Annotated in this window: 1 protein-coding gene; it reads right to left on the reverse strand. The window is 62.6% G+C overall.

Going from position 1 to position 663, the window contains the following annotated elements; genetic code table 11:
- Positions 1-8: 8 nt before the first annotated feature.
- Positions 9-663 (reverse strand): zinc ribbon domain-containing protein (locus tag NP777_RS47070; RefSeq protein ID WP_256656350.1); only part of this gene is annotated, 655 nt, incomplete at its 5' end.

The following is a 663-nucleotide window of genomic DNA, read 5'->3' on the forward strand; positions in this document are numbered from 1 at the left end:
TCTGCTTCCTATTCATTGCTCAGTGTTGAGCATCGAGGTTGGATAATTCGCTCTCCGCACCGACACAGTTGCCGGGTACTGGAGTCCTGGTCCAAGGGCAGTCCGGACCGTTGGCGACCAGCACGCTCGAGCAGGATCTGTTTCACCCGCGTGTGCGGAGTGAACAAAGTGATGTCGGGGTCACTGTCCCGCTGCTCGATGTTGATCGCTCCGGCGTGGTCTGCTTGCCATACCGCCCCGCACTCGGTGCAGTGAAGCCGGTCCCCTTCACGGACACCAAGGATGTCCGTGAAGGGGACGGCTTGCGAGGTATACGCAGCGTTGACCAGCCGCACCGCAGAACCTCTGCGGCCCGATACAGTCTCCAGCGCCTCAGCGGTGATGCCCTTGGTCCAGGCAGCCAGGCGCCGGTTGGAATTCTTCCCCAGCTTCTTACGACTGGCGAACGTCCTTGCGAGGTCTTCGGCCACGATCACGTTGGCCTTGTCGACGACCGCGTGCACGGCCTTGAAGGTCAGATCACGGACCCGGCACTTCCAGGCATGCGAGCGGCGTTCACGCTTGATCACGCCGAGGTTGTTGTCCCGAATCCGCTGGGCCTTGGCATGGTCGCCCCTCTGCTCGGCCTTCTCAGCCAGAGCGCGGAGTTTCGCACGCCGCTGC

Source organism: Streptomyces rugosispiralis, from assembly GCF_024505145.1.
Lineage (GTDB): Bacteria > Actinomycetota > Actinomycetes > Streptomycetales > Streptomycetaceae > Streptomyces > Streptomyces rugosispiralis.